Origin of the sequence: Phyllobacterium sp. LjRoot231 (genome assembly GCF_964253365.1) — a bacterium.
Lineage (GTDB): Bacteria > Pseudomonadota > Alphaproteobacteria > Rhizobiales > Rhizobiaceae > Phyllobacterium.
Map to the genome: position 1 here is coordinate 1,806,714 of NZ_CAXUQT020000001.1, position 25,361 is coordinate 1,832,074.

At 54.6% G+C, this 25,361-nt stretch carries 27 protein-coding genes and 3 pseudogenes; 13 read left to right on the forward strand and 17 right to left on the reverse strand.

The features are described from left to right. Positions 1–72 precede the first annotated feature (72 nt). The gene (locus ACSQ3H_RS08825) at positions 73–1,011 is read right to left on the reverse strand and encodes a polyphosphate kinase 2 family protein (RefSeq protein WP_436116712.1); all 939 of its coding nucleotides are present in this window, start codon (positions 1,009–1,011) and stop codon (positions 73–75) included. Between the two features lie 172 nt (positions 1,012–1,183). On the opposite strand from ACSQ3H_RS08825, the gene ACSQ3H_RS08830 reads away from it, so the two are divergent. Together ACSQ3H_RS08830 and ACSQ3H_RS08835 are read left to right on the forward strand one after the other, a co-directional pair. Further along, positions 1,184–1,672: a hypothetical protein gene (locus tag ACSQ3H_RS08830; protein ID WP_436116713.1), complete on the forward strand. Its 489-nt coding sequence runs from the start codon at positions 1,184–1,186 to the stop codon at positions 1,670–1,672. A 101-nt stretch (positions 1,673–1,773) separates the two neighbouring features. Next, entirely contained in the window at positions 1,774–3,447 is a 1,674-nt protein-coding gene (locus ACSQ3H_RS08835; RefSeq protein ID WP_436116714.1) for a SulP family inorganic anion transporter, read from the forward strand. Positions 3,448–4,013: 566 nt separating this feature from the next. On the opposite strand, the pseudogene ACSQ3H_RS08840 reads toward ACSQ3H_RS08835, so the two are convergent. After that, positions 4,014–4,901: pseudogene (locus tag ACSQ3H_RS08840) on the reverse strand (IS3 family transposase); the annotation flags it as partial. A 58-nt stretch (positions 4,902–4,959) separates the two neighbouring features. On the opposite strand from ACSQ3H_RS08840, the gene ACSQ3H_RS08845 reads away from it, so the two are divergent. Next, positions 4,960–6,123 (forward strand): IS30 family transposase, encoded by a 1,164-nt coding sequence (locus tag ACSQ3H_RS08845; protein WP_436116132.1) that lies wholly within the window; start codon positions 4,960–4,962, stop codon positions 6,121–6,123. Between the two features lie 12 nt (positions 6,124–6,135). Here ACSQ3H_RS08845 and ACSQ3H_RS08850 read toward each other — a convergent pair. After that, positions 6,136–6,393 (reverse strand): annotated as a pseudogene (locus ACSQ3H_RS08850) (transposase); the annotation flags it as partial. Positions 6,394–6,455: 62 nt separating this feature from the next. On the opposite strand from ACSQ3H_RS08850, the pseudogene ACSQ3H_RS08855 reads away from it, so the two are divergent. Beyond that, a pseudogene (locus ACSQ3H_RS08855) lies at positions 6,456–6,806 on the forward strand (recombinase family protein); the annotation flags it as partial. Positions 6,807–6,944: 138 nt separating this feature from the next. Here ACSQ3H_RS08855 and ACSQ3H_RS08860 read toward each other — a convergent pair. From ACSQ3H_RS08860 to ACSQ3H_RS08875, 4 genes are read right to left on the reverse strand one after another with little or no spacing between them, the layout of a single operon-like run. Then, positions 6,945–7,379, reverse strand: coding sequence for a hypothetical protein (locus tag ACSQ3H_RS08860; RefSeq protein WP_436116715.1), 435 nt, complete (start codon positions 7,377–7,379; stop codon positions 6,945–6,947). 10 nt (positions 7,380–7,389) lie between these two features. Next, on the reverse strand, positions 7,390–7,656 hold the full coding sequence (locus ACSQ3H_RS08865) for a CopG family ribbon-helix-helix protein (RefSeq protein ID WP_436116716.1): 267 nt from the start codon (positions 7,654–7,656) through the stop codon (positions 7,390–7,392). Between the two features lie 3 nt (positions 7,657–7,659). Then, positions 7,660–8,007 (reverse strand): hypothetical protein, encoded by a 348-nt coding sequence (locus tag ACSQ3H_RS08870; protein ID WP_436116717.1) that lies wholly within the window; start codon positions 8,005–8,007, stop codon positions 7,660–7,662. Beyond that, entirely contained in the window at positions 8,004–8,405 is a 402-nt protein-coding gene (locus ACSQ3H_RS08875) for a hypothetical protein (RefSeq protein WP_436116718.1), read from the reverse strand. Before ACSQ3H_RS08875 ends, ACSQ3H_RS08870 begins: the two co-directional genes overlap by 4 nt. Positions 8,406–8,799: 394 nt before the next feature. Between ACSQ3H_RS08875 and ACSQ3H_RS08880 the strand changes: the two genes are divergently transcribed. The 9 genes from ACSQ3H_RS08880 to ACSQ3H_RS08920 all read left to right on the forward strand — a co-directional run bounded on the left by ACSQ3H_RS08880 (position 8,800) and on the right by ACSQ3H_RS08920 (position 17,157). Continuing rightward, positions 8,800–9,594, forward strand: a complete 795-nt coding sequence (locus tag ACSQ3H_RS08880; RefSeq protein WP_436116719.1) for a metallophosphoesterase — start codon at positions 8,800–8,802, stop codon at positions 9,592–9,594. Positions 9,595–9,977: 383 nt separating this feature from the next. Further along, positions 9,978–11,450: a DUF1254 domain-containing protein gene (locus ACSQ3H_RS08885; protein WP_436116720.1), complete on the forward strand. Its 1,473-nt coding sequence runs from the start codon at positions 9,978–9,980 to the stop codon at positions 11,448–11,450. A gap of 30 nt (positions 11,451–11,480) precedes the next feature. Continuing rightward, a complete protein-coding gene (locus ACSQ3H_RS08890; protein ID WP_436116721.1) occupies positions 11,481–11,903 on the forward strand; it encodes a hypothetical protein in 423 nt (140 codons plus the stop codon). Next, the gene (locus tag ACSQ3H_RS08895) at positions 11,842–12,663 is read left to right on the forward strand and encodes a DUF1254 domain-containing protein (protein ID WP_436116722.1); all 822 of its coding nucleotides are present in this window, start codon (positions 11,842–11,844) and stop codon (positions 12,661–12,663) included. Before ACSQ3H_RS08890 ends, ACSQ3H_RS08895 begins: the two co-directional genes overlap by 62 nt. Beyond that, positions 12,602–12,985, forward strand: a complete 384-nt coding sequence (locus ACSQ3H_RS08900) for a DUF1214 domain-containing protein (protein ID WP_436116723.1) — start codon at positions 12,602–12,604, stop codon at positions 12,983–12,985. The genes ACSQ3H_RS08895 and ACSQ3H_RS08900 overlap by 62 nt, the downstream gene beginning before the upstream one ends. 326 nt (positions 12,986–13,311) lie before the next feature. Next, positions 13,312–14,091, forward strand: a complete 780-nt coding sequence (locus tag ACSQ3H_RS08905) for a transporter (protein ID WP_436119388.1) — start codon at positions 13,312–13,314, stop codon at positions 14,089–14,091. A gap of 673 nt (positions 14,092–14,764) precedes the next feature. Further along, positions 14,765–15,055 (forward strand): helix-turn-helix transcriptional regulator, encoded by a 291-nt coding sequence (locus ACSQ3H_RS08910; RefSeq protein ID WP_436116724.1) that lies wholly within the window; start codon positions 14,765–14,767, stop codon positions 15,053–15,055. Beyond that, positions 15,052–16,434 carry a HipA domain-containing protein gene (locus ACSQ3H_RS08915; protein WP_436116725.1) on the forward strand — a complete coding sequence of 461 codons (1,383 nt, stop codon included), beginning with the start codon at positions 15,052–15,054 and terminating at the stop codon, positions 16,432–16,434. The genes ACSQ3H_RS08910 and ACSQ3H_RS08915 overlap by 4 nt, the downstream gene beginning before the upstream one ends. A 534-nt stretch (positions 16,435–16,968) precedes the next feature. Next, positions 16,969–17,157 carry a hypothetical protein gene (locus tag ACSQ3H_RS08920; protein ID WP_436116726.1) on the forward strand — a complete coding sequence of 63 codons (189 nt, stop codon included), beginning with the start codon at positions 16,969–16,971 and terminating at the stop codon, positions 17,155–17,157. A gap of 32 nt (positions 17,158–17,189) precedes the next feature. Here ACSQ3H_RS08920 and ACSQ3H_RS08925 read toward each other — a convergent pair whose 3' ends face one another. From ACSQ3H_RS08925 to copD, 10 genes are all read right to left on the reverse strand, one after another. After that, a complete protein-coding gene (locus tag ACSQ3H_RS08925; RefSeq protein WP_436116727.1) occupies positions 17,190–17,459 on the reverse strand; it encodes a hypothetical protein in 270 nt (89 codons plus the stop codon). Continuing rightward, positions 17,452–17,694: a hypothetical protein gene (locus ACSQ3H_RS08930; RefSeq protein ID WP_436116728.1), complete on the reverse strand. Its 243-nt coding sequence runs from the start codon at positions 17,692–17,694 to the stop codon at positions 17,452–17,454. Before ACSQ3H_RS08930 ends, ACSQ3H_RS08925 begins: the two co-directional genes overlap by 8 nt. Then, positions 17,691–18,047, reverse strand: coding sequence for a hypothetical protein (locus ACSQ3H_RS08935; protein WP_436116729.1), 357 nt, complete (start codon positions 18,045–18,047; stop codon positions 17,691–17,693). Before ACSQ3H_RS08935 ends, ACSQ3H_RS08930 begins: the two co-directional genes overlap by 4 nt. Before the next feature lie 15 nt (positions 18,048–18,062). Continuing rightward, on the reverse strand, positions 18,063–18,737 hold the full coding sequence (locus tag ACSQ3H_RS08940; RefSeq protein WP_436116730.1) for an SOS response-associated peptidase: 675 nt from the start codon (positions 18,735–18,737) through the stop codon (positions 18,063–18,065). Positions 18,738–19,295: 558 nt separating this feature from the next. Then, on the reverse strand, positions 19,296–19,490 hold the full coding sequence (locus ACSQ3H_RS08945; RefSeq protein WP_436116731.1) for a CUE domain-containing protein: 195 nt from the start codon (positions 19,488–19,490) through the stop codon (positions 19,296–19,298). A 320-nt stretch (positions 19,491–19,810) separates the two neighbouring features. After that, complete coding sequence (locus tag ACSQ3H_RS08950; RefSeq protein ID WP_436116732.1) at positions 19,811–20,029, reverse strand: hypothetical protein; 219 nt, start codon at positions 20,027–20,029, stop codon at positions 19,811–19,813. Positions 20,030–20,828: 799 nt separating this feature from the next. After that, positions 20,829–21,434: a methyltransferase family protein gene (locus tag ACSQ3H_RS08955; protein WP_436116733.1), complete on the reverse strand. Its 606-nt coding sequence runs from the start codon at positions 21,432–21,434 to the stop codon at positions 20,829–20,831. A gap of 13 nt (positions 21,435–21,447) precedes the next feature. Next, positions 21,448–21,846, reverse strand: coding sequence for a YkvA family protein (locus ACSQ3H_RS08960; RefSeq protein WP_436116734.1), 399 nt, complete (start codon positions 21,844–21,846; stop codon positions 21,448–21,450). A gap of 436 nt (positions 21,847–22,282) precedes the next feature. Beyond that, positions 22,283–23,962, reverse strand: coding sequence for an arylsulfatase (locus ACSQ3H_RS08965; RefSeq protein WP_436116735.1), 1,680 nt, complete (start codon positions 23,960–23,962; stop codon positions 22,283–22,285). Positions 23,963–24,488: 526 nt separating this feature from the next. Continuing rightward, positions 24,489–25,361 (reverse strand): copper homeostasis membrane protein CopD, encoded by an 873-nt coding sequence (gene copD / locus ACSQ3H_RS08970; protein ID WP_436116736.1) that lies wholly within the window; start codon positions 25,359–25,361, stop codon positions 24,489–24,491.

Here is a 25,361-nt window from a genome sequence, read left to right on the forward strand (position 1 = left end):
CCCGCTAACGGTCGCCTTCATCCATGGAATATGGGCCTGTGTCCCATCACGCCATTCGTTGCCATCTCGCCATCAATCTAGTTCAGCGAGAAGTTGGCCACGGATTTCCATCAACTGCTCCTTCCGTTGCTCGCTGCTCTTGGGCATGCTCAAATCAAGCCTCTCGAGAGCCGCCGATGCCACCTGCGAGATTGCAAGCCGAGCGAACCATTTATTGTCGGCCGGAATGACGAACCACGGAGCCCAATCCGTACTGGTATGCTCGAGCATATCCTCGAACGCTTTTTGATAGTCGTCCCAATATTTGCGTTCCTCACAGTCCGCTGCAGAGAACTTCCAATGTTTTTTCGGCTCGTCGATCCGCGCGAGGAAGCGGCGTTTTTGTTCGTTTTTGGAAAGATTGAGAAAGAATTTCAGAATGATAGTGCCGTTCTGACGCAGATATTTTTCAAAGTTGTTTATTTCCTTGAACCGACGCTGCCAAATGTCTCCACCTCCAGCCAGGGGTGGAAGCTTTTGCTTTTCGAGAAATTCCGGGTGAACCCTCACAGCAAGGACTTCTTCGTAATAGGATCGGTTGAATATGCCGATCATGCCACGCGCCGGGAGCGCCTTAAAAGACCGCGATAGATAACCCTGATCCAGGTCTTCGGCTGACGGCGACTTGAAGCTTGTGACATGGCACCCCTGCGGATTGACGCCTGACATGACGTGCCGTATCGCCCCGTCCTTTCCGGCCGCATCCATTGCTTGAAAGATCATGAGCAGGGCGTAGGTGTCCTGAGCATAAAGGAGCTCCTGCATGGCAGACAGACGCTGGACGTTTGAAGCCACCTGTTCAAGCGCCCCGGCCTTGTCATCATAGCCGCCGGTGAAACCCGGGTCGAAGTCTTTCTTGAGAGACACGGCCTTTCCGGATTCCACTGCAATATCGCGGAATCTGAATTTTACCTTGCCACCCGATCCAACCTCGATTTCATGCTTCTTGTCAAAGTCCACGTCTAGTTTCATCTGCCCCTCCCGCAGTATGCCAACCGTTGGCCAACAAGCGAAAACATGGTATCATTTTTGCGGAGGAAAGTCATACGATCCAAAGTCAATAGCCTGGTCCAGTATCGGGGCATTTCTGACGTGTAGCCTTCGAAACTGACCACGAATGTGCTGGGAAGTATCGGGAGGAGTTATGACAAAGCAAAGCGAGACAAGCGCGGAGAGCGCAAAGCCCAATCTGTTCATGTCGGCCGAGGAATTGCGTTCATACGCAGACAAAATTGACACGGCGCGGGCATCGAAGGCGTTCGGCGGCATGAAGGACGCGGAGGATGCCCGAAAGAAATTGATGGACAAATTATCACGTCCGATGACGATTACCGAAGAGATGCGAGTCAGCTTCAGGACCCAGGTAAGACAGGCCGCCGAGGAGGGTAAAACCGAACTTATGGTCCTCCAATTTCCCGTCGAGCTTTGCACGGATACGGGTCGGGCGATTAACAACAGTGAGCCCGATTGGCCAGAAACACTGACGGGTGTCCCAAGACAACTGTTTGAATTGTGGCAGCAGAATATGAAGCCAGCCGGTTATCGTCTGACGGCCATGATCGTCGAATGGCCAAATGGAATGCCGGGAGATGTTGGTCTTTTTATCAGCTGGGGCGAAATTCGCCCGCATTAGGCCTGTGCAAGCCTGCATTCTCTGACGTTGCGCAAATTGGAATGCGATGCGCAATCATCTCTTCCGTGATAGCGCCGCCCCGATGATGGATACACGACGCTATGCCGACGCTGCCCCTGATATCCAGCTTAAGAGAATATCGGCCCGAATGGCTCCGCTATGATGTCACGTCCGGGCTTGCCATTGCCGCAGTCGGATTGCCAAGTGCAATTGCCTACCCCGCCCTTGCCGGGTTGCCGCCGGAGGTCGGTCTCTACGCGAGCATCATGTCGCTCCTTGGCTATGCCCTATTGGGCTCGTCGCGGCAGCTCATTGTCGGGCCGGACGCGGGCACGGTGACGGTTTTGGCGGCAGTTCTCTTGTCTTTCGGCCTGTCATCAACCGATGAACAAATCGTGGCATCGGCTGCGATAGCCGCTATTGTCGGCCTGCTTTGCTTCCTCGCAAGCGTCCTTCGACTTGGCTTCATCGCCAACTTCCTGTCACGTCCGATCTTGACCGGATTCATGACGGGTATTTCGTTGTCGATCCTTGTCGGCCAGCTGGGTCGCTTCACCGGCGTCAAGATCGAGAGCGACGGTCTGTTCAGGCCCCTGATTGAACTTGCAGCAAAAGCCGGGCTGATTCACTGGCCCTCCCTGGCATTGGGCATCGGGCTGTTCATCCTGCTCCGGCTTCTAGGCGCATGGCTTCCAGCTGTTCCAGGACCACTGGTTGCCATGGGACTCGCCGCCGCTCTGTCAGCTTTATTTGACTTTCCGGGATTGGGAATATCTGTTGTTGGTGAGGTTCCCTCTCAGCTACCCTCTCTGGCACTGCCGATCCCGCAAGGCGTCTCCATCGGCAACCTCATTCTCGGCTCGGCGGCTGTGCTGATTGTGAGTTTCGGGGCGGGCATCGTGACCGCCCGCAGCTTCGGCGCGAAAAATGGATATCCAGTCGATGCCAATCGCGAATTGTTGGGTTTTGGAGGAGCAAACCTCGCCTCCGGATTGTTCGGCGGCTTCCCTGTGACCGCATCCGATTCTCGCACTGCAATCAATGATTTGATGGGCGGCAAGACGCAATTGGCCGGTCTTGTTTCCGCAGCTGCGGTAGCGTTCGCGGTTGTGTTCCTTAGCGATGCGCTGGCTATCCTCCCGAAGCCGGCACTAGGCGCCGTACTCGCTTCCGCTGCAGTCAGCCTGATCGACCTGCATACCCTGAGGGAGTTATGGAGGATCAGCCGGATCGAGTTTTCATTTGCGCTTGTCAGCATCGCGGGAGTCATTGGCCTCGGCGTCCTGAACGGAGTCATCATCGCTGTTGGCGCTACATTGCTCTATCTGCTTATGAAAGGCTTGAGACCGCGCGACGCTATGCTGGGTCGCATTCCGGGGCGCGACGGGTTCTACAAGCTCCATCGGTACGCGCAAGCGCAGCCAGTTCCCGGGCTGGCCATCTATCTTCTCCAGGGCAGTTTGTTGTTCTTCAACGCAGACTACGTCAAAGGACGCATTGAAGATGTCATGGCGAAACTATCTCCGGACACAAAGTGGTTCATCTTCGATGCGGGAGCGGCCGCCCAGATGGATAGCACGGCAGCCTCCATGCTCGACGACATACGCGTCCTCGCCGGGGAGCATGGCCTGAAATTCGGTATCGTAGAACTGCACAGCGAGCCGCTTGAAATATTGGAACGTTCAGGCGTCGTGGCCAGAGTCGGTCCCGTCATGATTTTTGATGATTTGGAGGACGCGATCAGGGCATTCTCAGAGAATTCTGAAACCACCTAAGCCATGGCACGCCGTGGGGCATGTAACGATGACGCGCAATCTGCCTACCCACGACAAAAATGCGAGCCGGAGCAATGTCCGCTCTGGGGTTATGGTAGCGAAGGCTCGTTTCGAACGTTCCCCCCCAAAGGCGCATGTTCGAAACCGCGATCAGCAGGAAATCATAAGCATCGGAAAATTCATCACATAGCCGCGAGAAATCGTTGCTTATTGGCCTCGTAATGCATCCCGGCTGCCGGAGACGAGTATGTTTGAAAAGGTCTGCGCTGGGGAGTAGTATCTGCAAAGGTTGATTGGCGACCGGGGGCACTACCAATGTGGCTGTCTATAATTCTCAAGATTTTGGAAGCAGCCGGATGTGCATGGGTTGTTTGGTTCATATTAACTGGATCGAAAGGTGATTTGTCCCCAAATAGAGACGATATAGACCGCCGGTGAGCTTATCTTTGCTGTAAAGGGCTGTGAAATGCATATGAGGAAGCTCAACAAAGTCCGATACGACGAACAGAGCGGCACTTTGAAGCTTGCGGGCGAAGTGGCCTGCTGCCGGTTTTTCGGACACGAGGTTAAGCTAATCCCACCTTGGTTTCAAAATCGTTCGGGCTGAGATAGCCCAATGTCGAGTGGCGACGCCTTGGGTTGTAGAAGCGCTCGATGTAATCGAACACGTCCGCCCTTGCATCATTTCTTGTCCGATAAACCTTTCGTGCCGTTCTCTCCGTTTTCAGTGATGAGAAGAAGCTTTCCATCGCTGCGTTGTCCCAGACATTCCCCGATCTGCTCATGGAGCAGGTGATGCCGTGATCGCCCATCAGGCGCTGGAACTGTTCGCTGGTGTATTGGCTGCCCTGATCGGAATGATGCAACAGCGCATCCGGCTTTCCTCTGCGCCATATCGCCATGATGAGGGCATCGGTGACGAGCTGCGCCGTCATGTTCGCATTCATCGACCAGCCGACGACACGGCGTGAGAACAGGTCGATGACGGCGGCAACATAAAGCCAACCCTCGGCCGTCCAGATATAGGTGAAGTCGGCCACCCATTTCTGGTTCGGTCTGTCGGCTTCGAACTGGCGATCCAGGACATTGGGCATGATGATAGATCGGTCGCCAGCATCTTTCGGCAGACCGCGCCGACGCGGCCTCGCTCTGAGCGCATTCTGACGCATCAGCCGCTCTATGCGATGAAGACCGCACGACAACCCTTCAGCCAGCACATCATGCCAGACACGCCGGGCACCATAGGTTCTGTCGCTGGACTTGAAACTCTGCCCAATCTTGTCCAACAGAACCTCGTCGTAGAGGGCATGGTCGCTCGGCGAGCGGTTGAGCCAGGCATGAAAGCCGGAACGGGAAACCCCCAGCGCTTCGCAGAGCCATGCCACCGGCCAGATCGAACGGTGCTTTGCAATGAATGCGAACTTCATATCGCGTCCCTTGCAAAGTAGGCTGCGGTGGGTTCAACCGGTCAACGCAACATGATTGATTTCATGAAGCATCCGGAGGCTCACGATGGCGAGAACAGGTCGACCAGGTTTAACGCAACAACAGAAGAAAGAGCTTTGGCAACGCTGGAAAGATGGCCAGTCTCTCAGTGATATCGGGCGTGCGCTCGGCAAACATGCAGGCTCTGTTCACGGCGTCTTGTCCGCGACAGGTGGAATTCAGCCGACGGATCGTAAACGATCCTCGCGGTCACTTCGTTTATATGAACGCGAAGAGATTTCCAGGGGGCTGGCTGCGGGCATGTCCGTTCGCAGCATAGCTGCAGGGTTACGACGGTCAGCATCCACGGTAAGCCGTGAGATCAACCGTAATGACGGACGAAGGCACTATCGAGCGGTAAGAGCTGACGAACGCGCCTGGCAACGGGCTTGCCGTCCCAAACCCTGCCTGCTGACCCGGAACCAGGCATTGTGTGCTATCGTGGCCGGGAAACTGGCGTGCCAGTGGTCCCCTGAACAGATCGCTGGATGGCTAAAAGTAAAATTCTCCCACTGCGACGAGACGATGCTCGTGTCTCATGAGACGATCTATAAAAGCCTTTTCATTCAGGCTCGCGGTGTCCTGAAGAAAGAACTGCTCGCGCACTTGCGAACGAACCGCATGATGCGACGTAGCAGGAAATCGACGACACAAGGTCAGCCACGCGGTCAGATTATTGACGCCGTTTCGATCCGGGAGCGACCTGCTGACGTTGAAGATCGTGCAGTTCCTGGCCACTGGGAGGGAGACCTTCTTTCTGGAAGTGCCAACAGCCATATTGCGACTCTCGTCGAGCGGAAATCCCGGTACATTGTTCTTGTGCATGTGGCTGGAAAGGACACCGACAGCGTCGTCGGCGCTTTGACCAGAGAGGCGTTAAAGCTTCCCGAGAACTTGATGATGAGTCTGACTTGGGATCGTGGTAGCGAATTGGCGCAGCACAAGCGATTTAGCCTGGCAACGAATGTGAAGGTCTACTTCTGCGACCCTCAAAGTCCGTGGCAGCGCGGCACCAACGAGAATACAAACAGATTGCTGCGACAATATTTTCCGAAGGGGACCAGCTTGTTAGGTTATAGCCAGGCTGATCTGGACGCGGTCGCGATGCGACTGAATACTCGACCTCGCAAGACACTTGGCTTTCGATCGCCCGCTGATAAACTCGCCGAAGATGTTGCGTTGACCGGTTGAACCCACCGCGGCCTTTTTTAGGATATCGCGCTCCGCCTTCAGCTTCGCGACCTCACGACGTAGCCGCTCGATCTCAAGCTGTTCCGGCTTCATCTGTCCATGCCCTGGAAAGGACTGGACCGGATCGGAGCCGTGCTCCCTGATCCATTTGCGCAGCATATTCTCGTGAACTTCAAGGTCGCGGGCAGCCTGCGCAACAGCCACGCCACGCTCCTTCACCAACTTCACCGCTTCAAGCTTGTATTCGCGGCTGAACTTCCGTCTTTGCATTCATACTCTCCGGTTTCATGCAGAACACCTTAACTCAGTGTCTATGAAACCGGCAGCAGGCCAGGACTATCAATCTAAAGATACTTAGTGGCCACTTTCAGATTGATACCCAGTCGTCCCAAGGCAAGCTTCTGTTTGGCATATTTGCGTCGTTGGCCGAGTACGAAAGGGAACTCATAAAAGAGCGAACGGTCGCGGGATTGATCTCAGCTCGCAGCCGTGGCCACATAGGTGGGCGTAAGCCATTGATGTCGGCAGCTAAGGTTCGCCTCGCGCAAGCAGCCATGGGGGATCCAGAAACATCAGTGGCAACTCTTTGCAAAGAGCTCGGCATATCCAGGCAGACGCTTTATCGCCATGTAGGCCCCAATGGCGAATTGCGCGCCGACGGAATCAAGCGCATGACCAAATAAGACCACCTGGAAGAGCAAGATGGCAGTTGATCATCATCGTATAACGAACTGAGTATAGCCTTCCCAGTCTGGATGTCGGCGCAAGGCTGCGATACTGATTTCAACGCCAGCGAAGTGCAACTATATCTTGCAAGGCATTCAGCTGAACGCCCGCGCAACGCTCTCCGCAGCGTCAATGACTTTGACGCCTTGGCCTTTATGAAGAGCATCCTTGCCCGACAGCCCGTCAAGCTCTGCATGTCGCTGCATAAGGAATCTGTATACCTCCCACGCATCACCACCGAGTCGGTCAAACAGATCAGGGATTTCAGGAAACGGCTTCCCATTGGCATCAAGCTGCCATCGCGGGTACTTATATCCACGGACAGGTCCATCTAAACCAAGAATCTGATGTCGTTGCCTTTTATTATTTACCGTCGCTCGGGCTGCACCGATTATTTTGGAAAACTCTTCGGCGGTGAGCATGTCGTCACCACTTAGGATATCAGCAACAGCGCTTTTGCCTCTCCTGCGAGCGGCTTCCAAAGATTCCGTCGCACCAGTTTTATTTTTTTCGCAGCGATCCGCGCACATGGACCCAGGCCTACTTGAGAGGTTCCTTGCGGTTGATGATCTCGTTGATCTCGGCCAACACATCATCGATGTCATGGACGTTGCCACCTGCAACCTGATCTCGGGCCCGCCTGACGGCAAGGATGTCCGCACCTTCGCCGGCGAGGTACATTTTTAACGCCCTTACCATCACCCAGCTGCGCGGCCTGTCACAAGTCTCAGCCACCTGTTCAATGTCAGCCAGAATATTTTCGGGCAGACGGATCGCAATTGGATCAGATAGATTGGACTTTGACATCGATCAGTTCTCACTGTCGCCCAATTGTGAGCCGAGCGCATAAAACCGTGAAAGGGTTCGCGCAAACCCGTATCTTGGCGCATGAACCCAAAGGTCGCTTGTCATACTCATGTCTCTGTTGACCGTCATCCCGATCTTTGGATGACCAGTGATCGTACCGACTAAACACGGCAGCGTTCTTGCTGCTAGCTGCCAGTTGTTGATCATTGGCATCGTCTCGATCTCTGCCGGCGTTGGAAGCGGGCCATCGCGAATGCGCCTTAAATCCGCGACTAGGCGGTCTAGACACTCGATTTCCGCATGGAGACGAGGGTCAGCATATAAACTTTCGGCGTCGTCGACTGTTATCATTTCGGAAGCTTCTCCTCTGTGAGAGGGTCGTCGATTTCGGGCCCGAGTGCATAGAAGCCTGAGAGAGTTCTCGCGAAGCCTTTATCAAACGCAAAGACGATAAGCTCTGAAGTCACTTCCACACCCGGGCGGCCGACGGCGTGCTTCCGGACAGTTCCAACTAAGCACGGCACCATCGTTCGGGACATTTCCCAATGATTAATCACTGGCATCTTCTCGATGTCTGACGACGTCGGAAAATCGCTGAAGCGAATGCGCTTAAGATCGGCGACAAGACGCTCAAGACTCTCGATTTCTTCGTCAAACGCTGCATCGCGGTCATCAAGTGTGGTTATCGCTTGCCATTTTTGCCACCTCGCGCTCGGCTTTGTGGACTTCTTGATCCTCAGGCTTGACATTAGTTGCCTCCAGTATTCATCGAATCATCAGCCAAAGCATACGCAAAAAAAGCCTTTTGTAAAAGCAAGCATCGGAGTCCCAACAAATATATTTTTGAACAGTGTTCAATTATACGATTAATGCGGAATATAGTCACTTACGCTGTGTAGATATAACGCGCACTCTGTGTGACCGCTAGCGATATTTAGTATGGAGGTTTAACGCGCACTTTGTATAATTGTCGAAAATGTAGGTATGGAGGTTTAACGCGCACTTCGAGTAATTGTCGAAGATGTAGGTATGGAGGTTTAACGCGCACTTCGTCTGACCGTCGAAAATGTCGGTAGGGAGGTATAACGCGCACTTTGTTTGACTGTTGAAAAATACATTTACTTTTCTTGAAATTGCGATGACATGGCCAGCAGTGGCGGGCACAGGATCATCATGAAGCTCTGGATCATCAGCGATTTGCACCTCGAGTTCGATCGCTTCGTGCGTCCGCCGCAGGTTCCTGACGTCGCTGATGTTTGCATTGCGGCTGGTGACATCCACCGGGGCTTTGGGAACGCGACCGAATGGTTGGGGAAGTACGTCGCGCCTCGGATGCCCGTGATCTACGTGGCCGGCAATCATGAATTCTATGCCGGAGCGATCACGGAAGGGCTCGAAGAAGCACGGCTGCTTGCAAGCCAGTTTCCAGACGTCCATTTTCTCGAGAACGACAGCGTTGAAATCGACGGCGTCCGTTTTGTCGGCGCAACGTTATGGACGGATTTCCGGATTCAAGGCAATCAGGAAATGGCGATGTATCATGCGCGAACGAGTATGAAAGACTACAGGCGGATTTCGCTCAGCAAGCGGCCTTGGAGGCGTCTCATGCCGGAATCGACGGTATCCATGCATTCGCACTCCAAAGCCCAGCTGAGAGCTGCTCTGGCTACGTCGTTCAACGGCGAGACGGTTGTCATCACACATCATCTACCCCACATGCTTTCGGTGCCAGCACGTTTTCGCGGCGATCTGTTAACCGCAGCCTTCGCGTCAGATCTAAGCGAGCTGATCGAGGAGGGTCGACCGAAACTTTGGGTTCACGGGCATACGCACGACAGTGTGGATTATGTCGTCGGGCATACGCGAATCATCTGCAATCCAAGGGGTTATAACGAAGAGAATTCGCTATTCAATCCCACGCTCGTCATCGAGATTTAGTGAGACCCTATGCACGTCCCCAAATGTATGGACGGGCCAAATCGCAACCTTACTCGGTCGTAAGTCGATCACATGCCGGAAGCGGATAGCGAAGCCCATCCGCTGAGAGCAGGCGGGAAGGATCAGCGATCTGCGATCGGTGCCGTTCGCGCCACTTCGTACCTGTGGGGAATGGGGGGGAAACGTTGCATGTGGGCATTACACACTCCCCATTGCTGGCGGCTAATTGGGTAGGCTGAGGCTCGTAACTGTTACGTACTTCAAAAGAAGCAACACAGCTGACATCCTGCCTGGCATACCGCCGCAAACTAAGCCGCGCGTCAGTGTGAAATCAATTTCTGCCAGCAGTGTTGGGATTTCCTCGCCAAGTGAAGGAGCGCCACATGAAACCGGCTATGAAGCATCTCAAATCCACCGCCTGCGCGACTGCTGTCTTCCTCTCGATGCTAGGGGGCAGTACGCAGGCACAGCAGTTCCCGATCCCACAGACCGCCGCCGAAGTTCCCGGCCCTGCGGCGGGCAATACAATGACCAAGGAGTACGTCCAGATGGTCGGTCAAATGGCCTACTTCTGGGGATGGCCGCTCGTCGCCAACGCCAACCGAGCATTGGCTTTCTCCAAGGCACCCGAGCCGGGACTGGTCGGCGGCGTCGTGCCGATTGCCTATGGTGGAATCGCGATGCTGACCGACTACGTAACTGCTGACCAGCGTGTCATCGCCTGTTCGAACCAGGACGTCGTCTACGGCCCCGGTTTTCTGCCGCTCGACAAGGAGCCTTTTGTCTTCCAGGTGCCGGACTTCGGCGAACGCTTCTGGGTTTACGCTCTGTATGACGCACGCACAGACGAGTTTTCGGAGATCGGCCAGGCCTACGGCACCAAACCCGGCTTCTACATGGTCGTTGGCCCGGACTGGAAGGGCGAGACTCCATCCGGCATTACGGCAGTGGTGCATTCGTCCACGCAACTGGCATTTGCCATTCCGCGCATATTATTGGACGATACGGCGGAAGATCGTAAGGCCATCCAACCAGTGCTGAGCCAGATCAATTTCTACCCGCTGTCGCAGTTCGACGGGAAGATGAAGATCAAGGACTGGAGCAAGCTCCCGCACTTCCCCGCGGAGAAGTCCTCGGGCTCGGGCGAGACCAAATGGGTGAACCCGGAAACCTTCTTCAACGAATTGCCCGCCGTGATGAAGCAGGTGCCGCCTTTACCGGGCGAGGAGGCCCTTTACAGATGGATCGGCAGTGTGCTGGAGGCAGCCGAAAAAGACCCGGCAACCATGCAGACGCTCAAGGAAACCGCGGTCGCTACGGATACCGAGGTGCTGCCGGCGTATCTTAAATGGGTCAACATCGGCCGCGCGGCAGGCAACGGCTGGAACTCGCCTGTCAACAATGCGAAGTGGGGGACCGACTATCTCAACCGGACCGGGACAGCGAAGTCGAACATTTACGAAAACCGGCCGGAAGAGACGAAATACATCTACACCGACAATGACATCAACGGCCAGCAACTCGATGGAACCAATCTCTACAGCGTCACCTTCGCCAAAGGCCAGACACCGCCCGTCAAAGGGTTCTGGTCGGTCACGTTGTATAACGCGGAACATTTCTATCACGACAATCCGCTGAAGCGGTATTCGTTGGGAACCAAGAACAAGAACCTCGTGCTCAACCCGGACGGTTCACTCACTTTGTATGCAGGTGCCAAATCGCCCGGCAAGGACAAGGAAAACAACTGGCTGCCCGCGCCCGAGGGGACCTTCTCGCTGTATATCCGTGCCTACTGGGCGGAGAAAGCCATCCTTGATGGCACGTGGACGCCACCCGTTGTTGACAAGGTGAAGTGAGCAATCAATCAACCAAAAAGGGGCACGTCGATGCGTTCTACTCTCCTGCACAGTCTCATGGCTGCCGCTGTTGCGCTGGCATTCAGCATCGCGAGCCCTCCGGCGCAGGCTCAATCGCATTACGATGACTTTGCGACGATGCCTTTCGAAGACGGCTATATCGCCAAGGCCAATGATCCAAAACTGCTTGAGGAATTGTTTTTCGAGCGCGCGGTGCAGACCTACCTATGGGCGCTGCCCGCGCTCAACATGTATGGCATGAAGGAAGGCTCGGAGAAGGTCTTTGGCAAAGGCTACAATGTGCTGCCGATCTTCAAGCAGAGGGCTCAATGCCAAGACGCTGATCACGACGCCGAACTCGGACGTCATTTACGCGCTGGGTTATCTCGACTTGAAAGAAGACGGTCCAATGGTCATCGAAGTGCCACCGGGTATGCAGGGTATTCTCGATGACTTCTGGCAGCGCCCGATCCCGTCCGTCGGTGAGATTGACGGGCGCAAGTGGGCTGGCGACGTCGGCTTGCCCGGCCCGGACAGGGGAGAGGGCGGCAAATACCTTGTTCTGCCGCCGGATTACTCGGGCGAGGTTCCGCCGGGTTATTTGACCTTCCGGTCCGGCACATACGGCGTGTTCGTCTTTTGGCGCGGCTTTTTCAAAGACCCGAAGCAGCTCGAAGAACCCGTGCGGGTGATGGAGCAGACACGGATTTATCCGCTCGGGAAGAAGGAAACGGCCAAGCCGATGCAATTCCCCGACGCCTCGGGCGTGCCGGCGAATATGCTCTATCCGCAAGATGGCACGGCGTTCGACATGCTGGCCCGATTCATCGACCATGAGTATGTGGACCCCGCCGACATGTATATGCGTGGCATGGCGGCACAGCTCGGGATCGTCAAAGGCCAGCCGTTTGCGCCCGACGCCAAAGCCCGCGGGTTGCTCGACAAAGCGGCGCACACGGCGACGCGCATGGGCCATGTCCTCGCCTACACGCCGTCGCCGCTCCTGAAGAATCAACTGTGGTATCCCGACCGACACTACATCAACGCCTTTCCGTCTAACGCCACCTTCACGTCGGACACGTTCGACTACCTCAACGCGCGCCGCCTTCTTTACTTATGCCTATTCCACCAGTCCGGGCATGGCGATCAGCATGGAAAACGTCGGCGCGAAGTATCTTGCCGCCTACACCGACGCCGACGGCGATTTTTTTAGTGGCGACCAGCACTACAGGCTGCATGTGCCCAAGGACGTCCCCGTTGCCCTCTTCTGGTCGGTGACCGTCTATGACCCGATCACCGGCTCCGGTCTCGACAATGGCCAGCCTTTTCCATCGCTAAATGACATGGATAAACCTGTGCAGAACGCAGACGGCAGCTTCGACATCTACTTCGGTCCGAAGTCGCCCGTTGAGGGCAAGAACTGGGTGGCCACGCTCCCCGGCAAAGGCTGGTTCACGCTCTTCCGTCTCTACGGCCCGAAGAAGGCGTTTTTCGACCAGACCTGGAAACCGGATGATATCGTCAAGGTGAAGTAGCAAGACTTCGCGGGGGACATGACGTCGAACACCCGCCATATCCCCCTTTAAGATATTGGGACTTGCTTTTCCAGATAAGGTAAAAAGCAACCAATCAAAGCCAGCAGGACGACGCGTGCTACTTTCATGCAACAGTCCGTGGTTTTCATAGCAGTGTTGCTGGTTGTGCACAAAACAGCTGGAGACGTTAGCCCGAAGTTACAGTACGGTAATCTTTGCCGACCACTTTAGGGGCGACCATTTGAACGCGAGTGTTGGGGAACGCTTTCACTGATCTTTGAAGGGGTTCTCCGTTGAGGAGCGAAGCCATGCCTCTATTCCGTACGATGTCTGCTTTAACGATCTTCGCCGCATTCACATCTTCGGCGATGGCGCAAGACAACGCCCAGGAACTGGCGAAAAAACTTTCAAATCCGATTGCCTCACTGATCAGCGTGCCATTCCAGGGTAACTACGATGGCGGCTATGGCCCAAACGATGGCGATAAATATTACATCAATGTGCAGCCCGTCATTCCGTTCACGTTGAACGAGGACTGGAACCTCATCTCCCGCACTATCGTCCCGATTGCCTGGCAGAATGACATCGCGGGGCGGTCCGGCGATCAGTTCGGTCTTGGGGATACGACGCAGAGCCTGTTCTTCTCTCCGAAGAAACCGACCGCTGGGATCATCTGGGGTATCGGTCCGGTCTTTTTGCTGCCAACCGCCACTGATAACTTACTGGGAGGCGAGAAATGGGGGGCAGGTCCCACTGGCGTGGTCCTCAAGCAGGAGGGCCCCTGGACCGTCGGGGCTCTGGCCAACCACGTTTGGTCATTCGCGGGCGATGACGATCGACCGGACGTGAACGCCACGTTCCTGCAGCCCTTCATTTCCTACACGACACCGAAAGCCTGGACCTTCGCGCTCAATACCGAGAGCACCTATAATTGGGAAACTGAGGACTGGTCCGTCCCGATCAATTTCACTATCGCCAAGCTCGTGAAGGTTAACAAACAGCCAATTCAGTTGCAGGCTGGTGTTCGGTATTGGGCAGAAAGTCCGAGCAATGGACCTGACGGATTTGGCGCACGGCTCGCCCTGACGTTCTTGTTCCCAAAATGAGGCCCCGCGATATCAAACTCCCGCCCAATAATGGCGCTCAGTGCTAAGTAGGGCGATTGGCTCGTACCCGTAGGAATGCCGATACCATGTAGCTGTTTCGAAATTGCCAATTCAAACTTCATCCGAAGTGGCGCTGCTGGTAATCTATTGCTATCAGACAAATACGTCTTTGAATCAATTACTTAATGCAGGCTTGGTGGCATTTGCTACCTAATTTCGAAAGAGTCCAAGCCCTAGCTCAGACCCAACAGCGTCGGCACCAGGCGGTTTGACTAGGTATCAATCTCTCGGTGCAGTACTGGCGCAAATAACTAAACATCCTTTGATTATCGCAACTGTCACGGGAATATTCGGTATACTGGCTGTTATCGTGACTGCAATTCTGCGGCATTAGGTATCAAAAACCACCAAATTCTAATTAAGTGGCTGAATTACAACAAAATTTCGAGTAGAATAGAGCGCCATCAGGGATCAACCGAAATGGTGAGCGCTTTTAACGACGGAAGGCCCATGCCTTCGTCCTTTCCCACCGCTGGCTATGTGAGTAATTTCCCGATCGGGAAATTCTCGACCGAAAGGCTGCGCTGGCACGTTAAATTTCCCGATCGGTAAATTCGACTTGACTTGAGCTTCCCTCGTAGCCATTATTTACCGATCGGGAAATGAGGTTACCATGCTCGTCAACGCCGTCACTGATACCCATTCTCTTGGAAATCTGATCCGGGATCGTCGGCAAGCGTTGCAACTTAGACAGCCCGACCTTGCTCTGGTGGCCAATGTGGGAATCAGGTTCATCGTCGATATCGAGAACGGGAAAGAGACCTGCCAGGTCGGGAAGGTGCTGCGCCTTCTCGATGTCCTGGGAATTCAGATGACCGCCACCAGCGCGCCGATCCATTCATCGAAGCGGGACGAGGAGCCTGAACTTGAAATTGACGACGATATGGAGTTCCCGAACCCATGAGGATCGAAACGCGTGAAGATGGCATGTCGGGCGAAAAGCTCGATGTCTGGTTCGAGGATCAGCTAGTTGGGCATATCGAGCGACGCAGCAATTCCGTCCTCGATCTCGGGTTCCGGTACGACCAGAGTTGGATCGATTCCAGATCCAGCTTTCCGATCTCGACCACCATGCCTCTCTCTCTGAAAGATCATGAGCCTTCGGTCGTGTATCCGTGGTTTCTGAACCTCCTCCCGGAAGGGCGCGCACTCGCTACGGTCGGCAGCATACTCAAGGTTCATGAGCTGGATGTCTTCGCAATACTCGGCGAGATGGGGCGCGATCTGCCAGGCGCACTCGACATCCGAAAGAGTGGGATCGATGTCGCAGAGCTGAAGCCCCGTTATCGTCGGTTGAGCGAAAAGGAACTAGCCGAAGTGATCCAACGCCTTCCTGAGCGACCGATGCTGGTCGGCGAGGACGGAGTACACATGTCGGCCGCCGGAGCGCAGGACAAGCTTCCGGTGGTCAAATACAATGACGGAAGTATCGGGTTGGCGCTCGATGGCGCGGCCAGTACGCACATCCTCAAACCCCGGAACACAAAGTTCCGTGCATCGGTAGAAAACGAGGCATTCTGCCTTCGTCTCGCAGCCGCGCTTGGCCTGCCTGCGGCGAAGGCTTCGACCGGACGCGTCGAAGACATCGCCTACCTTCTTGTTGAACGCTATGACCGTGTGACCGAGCGGCGGCGGGTGCGCCGCATTCACCAGGAAGACCTTTGTCAGGCAACCGGGTTTCCGCCATACCTGAAATACGAATGGAACAAGGACGTTGCACAGCCCGGTCCCGGCCTGAAACATTGCATGGATGCCTTGACCCAGACATCGGCAGCCGTGCTCAGCAAGCTACGCTTCCTCGACATGATGCTGTTCAATGTGCTGTGCGGAAACGTCGACGCCCATGCCAAAAACTATTCCATTCTCATAAGGCCAGGCGAGGTGTCGATGGCACCGATCTATGACGTGGTGAATGGCGACATCTACCCTGGCGTAACCCGCAACCTGGCCATGAAGATCGCTGAGAAGCAGCGCGGCGCGCACATCCATGGGAGGCACTGGGATAAGTTCTCGGAAGAGAACGGGCTTTCAGCGACCGCTGTCAGGCGCAGGGTAGCAGAGTTGTCGGCGGCGACCCTTAAGGCGCTACCGGGTGTCGTGAAGGAAATGGAAGCGTCCGATTTGAAATCCGGCGTTTACACAGAAATCGCAGAGTACGTGACATACTACTGTCGTCAGATGATCAGCAACCTGAAGACCGACCCTTCCCCTGACGACGACGAAACAGAAGACCCCCCAAGGACGCCTGATGAGCCGTCGGAAGAGATTCTGATTTCCCCGTAGTTCTCCGGGATGCTTCCTATGCGTTTCGATATTCTCTCGCCCTCCAAAAACCGATCAAGAATTCGGTGGCTGCGGCGTGCTCTCCATCGCCCAAGGGCCCCTCGGTAGAGTTCCTCGCATCCGACGCGTATGTGATCGTCGGAGATGTACCACTAACAATGCCTTTTGTTGCATTGAGCGGACTTGTTACGATGAAACCGTCCTTCTCATTCGACAAAGAAGGTGCCCGTCGGGCCGCGTTAGAACGCCTCGAGGCATTCCGCAAAGTAGCAAGTTCTCCGGCCACCGCACCCGTGCTTGATACACTGGAAGTCCAGATCAGGACGTATGGGTGGGATGACTTTGATGCCGCAAAGCGGGGAATCTGTCCGCTTCTCACCCGTGAGTGGGCAAAGTCCGTTTGCAATAATCCTTGGGCACCACCCCAACAAGCCATCCCCAGTGACCCTATCTACCTGGTTGATGACAGGAAATTGTCTTCATTCGAGCGCCCGACTTTTGGGCGGTGAGCGTGTCTCGGATCAGCTGCAGCGGATGCACCTCAAAGTAGGCGAAGCTTCGACCGTTTGTGACGCAAATCCCTGCCTTGGCATGGGCTTTCGCCAGCTTGTCGAGCCACGCCGCAATGTCGCCAGGCATGGGCTCAATATCGTTACTCCAGGCGTTGACCAGAAACACATCGCATTCCAGGGCGGCTGCCAGATCAAGTTGGGACCATCGTAGAAGCTTCAGGCATTCATTAAATCGTTCAGGCGTCAATATTGCTCCAGCTCCGGCACGTCGCCGGATTGAAACAGAATCGGCGGCGGCCCGTATTCACCGATAACAGGTTGGGCTTCCCGACTCCAAGCCAAAACGCCCGCACATTTCGCCGCGAGGTAACGCGCCATTCGCGTAGCGTCTTCCGGGGTATCGAACTGCATCGGATCGTAAGCAGGCAAAAGTTGCCCATTGTCAGCTCGGCCGAATGCGACAACAACAATAAGGCGCGCGGGATGAGCTTTGGCGTCAGCCAATTCAGACATCCTTTTTCTTCATCAATTTGCGTAATTCGGTCTCAACCGACAGCAGCACATTTGGATGCATTGCCAGATTGGTATTTTCGGCGACTTCAATCATTGCGGCAAGGATCTCTTCCTTGGTCCATCCGGCAACCTGGGCATCGCCAAGCAATTCAAGCATCCGGTCCTCCACTGCCCGCTGACAGTCAGCGAAGCGATCGGGGTCGTCTCTCGTGCGCGTCGGGCCGGGAATCTTCATGAGCCGTCACCTGTGAACCGCTCATCGTTGTAGGGCGGTTCGCCGAAGTCTGTCGCGCTATATAGCGCGATCAATTGTCCTTCGCCTTCATTGGGCACGCCTGAAAAGAGAAATACCTCACCGAGTTCGGGATGATGACCGTGGACACCATTAAACGGGAACTCGTTGGGATCGGAGGATTCGTGAACGGTCACGTCGTCAACAGATTCGTCCTTCACATGAATGACTATTTCTGCAGAACCTGAAAGCTCCTGCGTATCCGTCAAAGCCTCCCTGACCTCAAATTCAAATTCCGGATCCCAGCCTTCATTTCCAATGAAATCCTTATCGCGGAACCTGACTTTCCATGGCATGGCTCAATCCTCCGATTAGAGCAGTAGCGGCTGTTCTTCCTCTGCCTTCGGTTGTGGCAAAACAATCAGTTCATTATCGGGCAGAGGTCTTTGCAACTGTAGCGCTTCCTCGGCCGGCGCATTCATCCAAACGTCGATTTCCTCGGAGGTGCGCAAGATGACTGGCATTGCCTGCTCATGGATCGGTTTGACGACGGCATTCGGGAAGGTCGTCAGAAACGCGAAGATATCAGCTTGCACTGGCCCTTCCTTTTTCTTCCGCACGCTGTACCAGCTTGTCCAGATGCCAGCGAACCAGAACAGCGGCTTGTCCTCTCTGAGGGCAAACCAGTAGAGCGGCTTCTTCTTCGTCACCGGATCTGGAACCTTGCCATACTCCGCAAAGCTGGTCACCGGAACAACGCAGCGACTGGCGGGACCTATCCATGGTTGCCAGTGCGGTGATTTCACGTTGCGGATATTCGTCACACCGTAGTCGACATCGACCTTGAGAAACTGCGGTGGCGTCGGCATGCCCCATCGGGCGATTGCCAGTTCACGGTCGCCGTTGGCGTCCTTCCTTCCAATCGGTGCCGGATAGTCGGGAAAGACGTCCATCTGTGGTGTCAGCCGATTGGTCAGGTCGTTGATCGGCAGGAAGAGTTGCCGCATCGCTTCGTGTGTCGTGGTGGCATTATAAAGGTTGCACATCAGCTAATCTCTCAGCTTGTTCCTGGCACCGATCATATTCATTTCTCGCGATCCGCAAACAATGCAGCGCAGTTTTCTGTTTAAACCGCGGACGGTCGCGTGTTTTCCATATTTCCCTTCCAATGCATATCGGTCCAACGAACCTATCCGACCACAGTGGATGCAATATGCAAGCAGATCGTCCCAGCTTTCCAGATCCGAAAATCGTGCGGTCTCTTTGATCGGCCTAAGATATCGCTTGGAAGCCATCTCTGCCCGCCCTCACACGAACATTCTTTGAACGCCACGTCTTTTTCTTCCGCTCCGCCGGCGTGATCCATTCTCCGTCAAATGCCTTCAAGAAACATTCGGCGCTCTCAATTTGGGGAAAGCAGTAGACAACGAAACCCTCGCCATCGACAAAAAGATTATGGTTGAGCCTCCAGCACCCGAGCTTTTGAGACAAAAACATCACGTTTTCAAATCGCCAAGATACCTCACAGGCAAGCAAAGCCACCTGAAACGGATATTCCCGGTCAATCAGTCCTGCAGGCGGTTCGCCTCGACTCCTTGACATGATCAAGACTTCGATGTGAGCTTCGGCTTCCAGCCGCGGGCGAAGCCGTAACCCATGGCCAGTGATGCGTATTCGAGTTCCTTGATCAGGAAACTGCGTTCGGACAGAAGAATCTCGATCGCGGCCTGGACATCGCCATTGTGCTCGGCAATCAGTCGTTCGACATCATCATCATGTTTCAGCGCCGTTTCGTTCATTGGCTCTCTCCTCTCCGGACAAACCTTTCCGTCCCCATGTCAGACAAAGGATTTCCAGTTCAAATTGTCGGTTAAACGGCCGCCGCTACCGTGTTTGTTCTATATTTGTTCCGATAGCGAAAAGAGTCAAGGAGAACGGCTCTCGAATGGCCGTGGTGTGGCGGCGGTGGCGGTAGGGTTTTCTGGACAAAGAATAACCCTCAAAATATTAAGTCATTTCAATGGCTTAAATCTGGTCTGAGTGGAGAGATTTGAACTCCAGACCCCGTCGTCCCGAACGAGCAAGGTGAATTGACCCCAAGGTGGACGACACTAACTCCTTAGCCCATTCGCCAGAGCTTGACGAACGTCGCAGCCTGGCTCGCGATCTCGTGTTCTGGCGGAAGCGGCATAGGTAGATTGGCATCTCCCAGCGCCACCAACAGGTCAGCAGAATCTCGTAGACCAAGGCGGCGGATAGCTTCCCGCCGCGAGAGCAGTCCCTTCGAGTACGCCGTTAGTGCATCTCGCGGTTTTTTATCGATTGAGTTCTTTGGCATGGGACCAGGCCCTTCGACGTCTCGATGGAAATGCTCGACACTAACGGGAACGACATAGGCTGAACCCCCATTTGCTCGGCCGCGCCGAGATATGATGGCTCACATTGCAAAAGGGTGATAGATGGTCAGCTGATATTTTTGCTGGTTTTGGCGCTTCTGATGCTGTTTCCTTGTTGGAGCTGCTGATCTCCCAACGTGCGAGTATCCACCAGCTGTCCTAAGGGCCAACAGCCGGACGGAGTTGGGCAGCTCAGTCAGTTCTTGATGTCGAATGATCTTGCCCAGCCTGGCGGCGACGCTCGGTCTTACGGCCCATCGCCAAGGACAGCAACTTGATTCCCCCTTCATTTACCCGTCAAAAAACGCTGAGAGAGGCGCGGTTTTCTGTCAAACCGACCAAAGATGCCCGACAACTGCTAGCAACCGTGAGCTAAGGATCTTCAGAACACCCTACTTCGGATTTAATTAGTTGATTCCAAAAGATTTTCGCCGTTCATGGGTGATTACCACCGTCAAAAATGTTGACCGTTGTCGATATAGCTCAAATATTTCGAAAAAGGTACAGAAGCGGTACATACACTTAAAAGCGAGAAATTAAAGCCTCAGCTCGATTCACCGTATTTGGCTAAGCCATTGATTTATTGGGATAAAATGGTAGCGAAGGCTCGTTTCGAACGTTCCCCCCCATGGAGGCACGCTAGAAGCCACGATCAGGGGGAATGCATCAGCATTGGCAAATTTGCTGCTTAGTCCGCCCGCCGCGCCGTAGGTAAATGCGTTCTCCGCTGTCGGGCCCGTTTTAAGGCAGGAGCATGAGGATCGGAGTGATCCCGGCGTCCTGCAATCGTTCGAGCGCTTCGAAGAAAGGTATCGCCAATATGAAAATCATGGCGTCCAGAAATACTCTCGTAACCATGCGCGGCGAAACCTCAAGCACCCTGGCATCCCTCCATAAAAGCGGGTTCGGTAGCCATCTAGGTACTCTGGCTTTGTATTGGATGTAATCATCACCGAGCTTCCAACTAAGGTGACGCTCTTCATATCGAATTACAATGTGGAAGACGGCGAATACCAGCACGCCAATTAAAGGGCCGAAAAGGATGCTTCCCGACGATAGGCCAACGCCAATTGCCCCAAGCACGGAGAAAACGTAGAGCGGATTTCGCACCACGGAATATGGGCCAAGCTTGATCACACTCTTATTCTTAAGCCCGCCAATATAGAGCGAGCACCAAGTGCGTCCGAGAATGCAACTGACAATTGCTGTCCATCCGATCTTTTGAATTATGTCGCGCTCTATGTCATGTTGAGCTGAACGTGTGAGAAAAAAAGCCGTCATGACGAACAGGAACGCCGCTGCTAACACAATTTTTCTGGCTGTTTGCACGTGGGCCAAGCTTGGCATTTTCGTTTATCCGTTACTGCGAAGACAAAATATACCGCAGTGCGATTGCTGCGGTTATAATCCATAAGACCACCACTATAACGACAGCACCTCGACTGATCGGACGGGTTCCCGCGATAGTTGCCTTCTGACGGCATTCCGCCATGATGTGTGGGGGGATCGTTCGGATTACAAGAAAAATTCCGAGCGGCACCAAGATCAAATCATCGAGATAACCAATAACTGGTATGAAATCTGGAATGAGATCGATCGGCGACAAAGCATACGCAGCCACAATAAAGGCCAAGGCTTTCGCATACCATGGCGTTCGCCTATCGCGCGCAGCCAAGTAGATCGCATGGACATCTCTCTTTAGATTTTTAGCCCATCCTCGCAGCCGCGCAGACCACCCCGGAGGCTGTACATGCGTCATTCCGAAATCCTCGCTAAGAGAAGTCGTTGTCCATCGTTGATCGGCGCGTTTAGCCGCTCACAACGATTGCTTGCAAGCACAAAGCGGCGAATGTCTGACAATCGAGTGGCATAAGGAGCGCACAAGCCCAAGGCGGGCTTGTGCGCTTTGTTCGGTAGCGAAGGCTCGTTTCGAACGTTCCCCCCCATTCTTGGATAGGCGCGCGCTAGTACCAACGGCGATTTTCAGTATTGGAAAGTTCATTGCTTAATTAGCTTAGTGCGCCAGATGCTGGCCTCTCTCAGGACCGTAACCGGCACTCAGGAAACCCGCACGGGACAGGAATTGGAACGATGGGGCGCTCTTAGATACGCTCTTAGATATTTTTCTCGTGGAACTTCAATAAAACAAACGGGCAGCCCTTGGGGACTGCCCGTCGCATTGAACCCGTGTTGCCTTAGTTGCCTGGCTTGTTCTTGATCGCCGCGTCGATCTGCTTCTTCACAGCATCAAGATTGAAGGAAGCCGGGTCCTGCATCGGCGGGTAGTCAATCGCGGTGAGGGCAAGTTTCCCGACCTCCTGCTGCACATTGACGAACCGCCAGAACTCGCGAGCAAAGAAGTCATTCATGTATCCTCCACCGAGGTCATTAAGGCTTTGCTCGCCAATCGAGGGTGTCCGCTCGAAGGGATCCTGACGGATATTGACCATTGTGGGCATGTCCGTTGTTACCTTCGCGCCGGGCCAACCCTGCGGCTGTTGATAGAACTGGTACTTGAAGTCATCAATGCGAACTGCACCCAGATGAGGGCCACCGAAGTAGAAAAATTCATGCCGTGCGGATGGGCCTTTGCCCTGCAGGAGGTCCAGCTGGTTGTAGCCGTCGAGGTGGTTCTTGTAGGTGTTCTCGCCCAGCTTCACGCCTTTCAGAAGTTCGTCGGTGATGTCGGGTCTGCCGGCTGCGGCCACGAGTGTGGGGAACCAATCCAGAGCCGAGTAAATACCATTCTCGACCGTGCCCGGCTTGACCTTGCCGGGCCAACGGATGATCGCCGGGGCGCGGAAGCCACCTTCCATCACCGTACCTTTGGTACCCTTGAACGGTGTCATGCCACCATCGGGCCACGTAAATACTTCTGCGCCGTTGTCGGTGGTGAAGACGACAATAGTATTGTCAGCTTCGCCCATGTCCTCAATGTGTTTCATGATGGCACCAACGCTGTCATCCAACTGCGCCATGCCAGCTTCTTCTAGACCATAATTGGTTTGGCTGTTCATCAGGCCCTGGTACTTGGGCGACAGAAACGTCCAGACGTGCATGCGCGTCGTATTGTGCCAGACGAAGAACGGTTTGCCGTCGTTCTTGGCCTTGTCCATGAAGTCGGTCGAAGCCTTGACCAGCACTTCATCGAAGGTCCCCATGTCGTATTTGGCCTTGGGCGTGATGTCATGCATGTTCGGCACGTTGGACATGTCGGGGTACGGTGCCAGGGGGCCTTCATCAACGATCTTCTGCTTGCCGACCTTGCCCCAACGCGGCTGCTCTGTCGTATCGTCCGTGTCCGTCGCAAAACTATGCACCACATCACGCGGGCCGACTTTATCACGGTAAGCTTGATCATTCGGGAAGGAATACCAATAGGGATCAGACATCGCGTCGAGGTGATACAGGTAGCCGAAGAACTCATCAAAGCCATGCAGCGTCGGCAGGAACTTGTTCAAATCGCCGAGATGGTTCTTGCCGAACTGGCCGGTGGCGTAGCCCTCGGTCTTGAGAGCGGCAGCGATGGTTGCGGCCTTGTCCGGCATGCCCACGTCAGCCCCGGCCTGGCCGACGGTCGTCAGACCAGTGCGCAGCGGGATTTCACCGGTAATGAAACTCGCCCGGCCAGCAGTGCAACTCGCCTCGGCATAATAGTCGGTGAACATCATGCCTTCAGACGCCAGCTTGTCGAGGTTTGGCGTCTTTCCAGACATGATGCCCCGATGGTAGGCGCCGATATTGAACCAACCAACATCATCACCCATGATGACAACGATGTTGGGTTTCGCGTTCTGAGCTTGCGCCGGAACAGCGAATACGCTGCATGCTAATGCAGCGGCTAGCGCAAAGCATTTCACACTTCTCTTGTTCATGACTGCTATCTACCTTTTGCTGGTTGAGCGCCTGCCGTGAACAGGCACGGCGCAAGATGGGTAGGCTGATTGGATGTAGAACATTCCGCTCTTAAAGAACGTCGCTGAACCAAGGAAAATTGACGGCGGCCCATCTCGACGGGGCACAGTCCAAGAACATGTCATCTAGAATGCTCGCGTCACTAGACCGGTACTTGCGGGCTCCAAGAGCATCTCGGGTTATTGGCTATCGGTAAAGTACGTAACAGTAACATTCGTCCGCTAGCTCGAAAAATTGGTAGCTCTAAAATCTGGTGTCCAAAAATCAATTTTGCGTCCGGCTACACCGCGCTTAATCAGGCCAGCGCACAAGCCCAAGCCGGGGCTTGTGCGCTTGATCGGTAGCGAAGGCTCGTTTCGAACGTTCCCCCCCCAATGGCGCATGTTCGAAACCGTGATCAGGGGGAATGCATCAGCATTGGCAAATTTGCTGCATAATCCCCGCTCTTGATAGGCCCAATACGTTAACAACAGGCGATCGCGTTTTTCAAACCGGCTCTAGCGTGCCGAACCACGAAATAAGGCAGATGACGAGCACACCTAAGACGATCTCAATAACCGTTCCTCGCCGAATAGCCCGCAGAGCGTGCGGCTGGTTCATGGTGGCCATTGGAACAAATCTGTAGCGGTTGACGAGTGCAAGCGCGGTCATCGCCCCCACCAGAGTAATCTTAACGGCAAGCATGGCTTGATAGGGGGACGACCAGTCCGTCGGCAAATGTCCGAGGATGAACAACGTGTTGATCACCCCGGATGCGACGACAAGCGCGACGGCGATGTGTCCCACTGAGGAGAAGCGCATGAGAGCAAGCCGGTTCTCCGAGGCGTCTGGCTTTTTCAGGATCAGCGTGAGGGGCAGCAGCGCGCCGAGCCACGCCCCACCTGAAAGCACATGGACAATGTCATTGAGGCGATGAAAGAGACCTTGCCGACCTTCGTGCATCGCGGCGTGGCCGATCAGGGCGAGACTTGCGAGAAGCAATCCGGAGGTAATTGCGGTCCCCATTGGACGCTGACGTGCAGGCAGAACAACGGCCAACAATAAAAGGAGGGCGGCAAGGACCTGCAATTGCCAGGCCTTGCCCACAGTCGTTTCGTAGAGGACGGCCTGGATCACCGACGCATCGAGTGCATCCGCCCAGCCATTGCCGATCACGCCAGCCTCCAATGGAAGCGCTACGAGGGTCGTTGCAACCGCAATGCCTATCGCAACGACCCTCAACGGATTGAGCTGCTGCACGATGTCACCGGCGAGTTTTTCGGGAACGCACATCCACAAATATGCGAACCCACCCCAAAGCAGGATGGCCGAGGTATTGTGCAGAAACCGGCAGGCTATGAGGGCAGCTTCGGGGCTCAT

Bases quoted from the DNA above. Each gene is read 5' to 3' on its own strand.
- ACSQ3H_RS08870 (WP_436116717.1), bottom strand. From the start codon at position 8,007: ATGATAACAGTCGACGACGCCGAAAGTTTATATGCTGACCCTCGTCTC.
- ACSQ3H_RS08845 (WP_436116132.1), top strand. From the start codon at position 4,960: ATGGCGAGAACAGGTCGACCAGGTTTAACGCAACAACAGAAGAAAGAG.
- ACSQ3H_RS08950 (WP_436116732.1), bottom strand. From the start codon at position 20,029: ATGCCAAAGAACTCAATCGATAAAAAACCGCGAGATGCACTAACGGCG.
- ACSQ3H_RS08825 (WP_436116712.1), bottom strand. From the start codon at position 1,011: ATGAAACTAGACGTGGACTTTGACAAGAAGCATGAAATCGAGGTTGGA.
- ACSQ3H_RS08915 (WP_436116725.1), top strand. From the start codon at position 15,052: ATGAGGATCGAAACGCGTGAAGATGGCATGTCGGGCGAAAAGCTCGAT.
- ACSQ3H_RS08860 (WP_436116715.1), bottom strand. From the start codon at position 7,379: ATGTGCGCGGATCGCTGCGAAAAAAATAAAACTGGTGCGACGGAATCT.
- ACSQ3H_RS08925 (WP_436116727.1), bottom strand. From the start codon at position 17,459: ATGTCTGAATTGGCTGACGCCAAAGCTCATCCCGCGCGCCTTATTGTT.
- ACSQ3H_RS08935 (WP_436116729.1), bottom strand. From the start codon at position 18,047: ATGCCATGGAAAGTCAGGTTCCGCGATAAGGATTTCATTGGAAATGAA.
- ACSQ3H_RS08910 (WP_436116724.1), top strand. From the start codon at position 14,765: ATGCTCGTCAACGCCGTCACTGATACCCATTCTCTTGGAAATCTGATC.
- ACSQ3H_RS08885 (WP_436116720.1), top strand. From the start codon at position 9,978: ATGAAACCGGCTATGAAGCATCTCAAATCCACCGCCTGCGCGACTGCT.
- ACSQ3H_RS08830 (WP_436116713.1), top strand. From the start codon at position 1,184: ATGACAAAGCAAAGCGAGACAAGCGCGGAGAGCGCAAAGCCCAATCTG.
- ACSQ3H_RS08905 (WP_436119388.1), top strand. From the start codon at position 13,312: ATGTCTGCTTTAACGATCTTCGCCGCATTCACATCTTCGGCGATGGCG.
- ACSQ3H_RS08930 (WP_436116728.1), bottom strand. From the start codon at position 17,694: ATGAAGATTCCCGGCCCGACGCGCACGAGAGACGACCCCGATCGCTTC.
- copD (WP_436116736.1), bottom strand. From the start codon at position 25,361: ATGAGCCCCGAAGCTGCCCTCATAGCCTGCCGGTTTCTGCACAATACC.
- ACSQ3H_RS08865 (WP_436116716.1), bottom strand. From the start codon at position 7,656: ATGTCAAAGTCCAATCTATCTGATCCAATTGCGATCCGTCTGCCCGAA.
- ACSQ3H_RS08955 (WP_436116733.1), bottom strand. From the start codon at position 21,434: ATGCCAAGCTTGGCCCACGTGCAAACAGCCAGAAAAATTGTGTTAGCA.
- ACSQ3H_RS08900 (WP_436116723.1), top strand. From the start codon at position 12,602: ATGGAAAACGTCGGCGCGAAGTATCTTGCCGCCTACACCGACGCCGAC.
- ACSQ3H_RS08920 (WP_436116726.1), top strand. From the start codon at position 16,969: ATGCACCTCAAAGTAGGCGAAGCTTCGACCGTTTGTGACGCAAATCCC.
- ACSQ3H_RS08890 (WP_436116721.1), top strand. From the start codon at position 11,481: ATGCGTTCTACTCTCCTGCACAGTCTCATGGCTGCCGCTGTTGCGCTG.
- ACSQ3H_RS08875 (WP_436116718.1), bottom strand. From the start codon at position 8,405: ATGTCAAGCCTGAGGATCAAGAAGTCCACAAAGCCGAGCGCGAGGTGG.
- ACSQ3H_RS08960 (WP_436116734.1), bottom strand. From the start codon at position 21,846: ATGACGCATGTACAGCCTCCGGGGTGGTCTGCGCGGCTGCGAGGATGG.
- ACSQ3H_RS08940 (WP_436116730.1), bottom strand. From the start codon at position 18,737: ATGTGCAACCTTTATAATGCCACCACGACACACGAAGCGATGCGGCAA.
- ACSQ3H_RS08835 (WP_436116714.1), top strand. From the start codon at position 1,774: ATGCCGACGCTGCCCCTGATATCCAGCTTAAGAGAATATCGGCCCGAA.
- ACSQ3H_RS08965 (WP_436116735.1), bottom strand. From the start codon at position 23,962: ATGAACAAGAGAAGTGTGAAATGCTTTGCGCTAGCCGCTGCATTAGCA.
- ACSQ3H_RS08945 (WP_436116731.1), bottom strand. From the start codon at position 19,490: ATGAACGAAACGGCGCTGAAACATGATGATGATGTCGAACGACTGATT.
- ACSQ3H_RS08880 (WP_436116719.1), top strand. From the start codon at position 8,800: ATGGCCAGCAGTGGCGGGCACAGGATCATCATGAAGCTCTGGATCATC.